Raw genomic sequence first — 787 nt, 5'->3', positions numbered from 1 at the left:
GTTGAATACGGCACTTGACTGCCCGCCTGCCGTCAACGCGCTGACCGTAGTGTTGGCAGCAATGGAACCCCCTGTAACGCTGACGGTTGCGCCGTTGCCCGCGGTCGTGCTTCCTGCGGTCGCACCATCACTCAAGGTGATGGCGGCGTTATCCACCTGGATGTCGGCGGCGGCGGCGCCCGGTGCCACAGTCAGGGCCGCACCATCAGTCACCGACCAGGATTCCAGCGGATCGCCGGGGTTGACGGTGTACGTCGTGCCGGGGCCGGTGACAGTGCCTGCGATGGCGGACAATGGGCCGAGAAAAAGCGCGGCAGCGACGGCGCTGGCGAGGACATGGCGGGAGGTCAGATACATGGGAGGCGTCCGTTAGGGAGGGAGTGCTGCCAGTCACCGAGAGCATTAAATGACGGAGAAAACGTGATGCGCTCGTGATACGCGTCTCATGCTCTCGCAAGATGAATGGCGCGGAGAGAGCGAAAGTGCTGCCGTCTCGGGGGTAGGGGAAGTCTGGGGCCAGCTGAAACTGTGATCCATGCAACTAATTGCAATTGCGCCCCAAGGCTGAATGGCCGTTACGGATCGATGGCGTCAATAGGGAGCGAAACGGTGCAGCGCATGTCTTCGCTGGCTCAACGCGCTGCAACATGCGGTCGCACATCGCCGGTGCTAGGATCGGCCACACCTTGAATCGATCTAAATCCAAGCACATGACCAGAACGGGGACGTCAGGATGGGTGGGGCTCGCAATGGGCGCCCTGTTGATAGCCGGTGCCGCCAACGCGGC

General features: G+C 62.3%; 1 pseudogene. It reads right to left on the bottom strand.

Annotated features, from left to right (window positions below):
* Positions 1–357: pseudogene (locus tag AC1DQP_RS21130) on the bottom strand (hypothetical protein); the annotation flags it as partial.
* Between the last annotated feature and the right edge of the window lie 430 nt (positions 358–787).

This window comes from Stenotrophomonas sp. P5_A8 (genome assembly GCF_056400545.1).
Note: the sequence above shows the minus strand (reverse complement) of the source record. Positions and strands in the feature narration are given on the sequence as shown.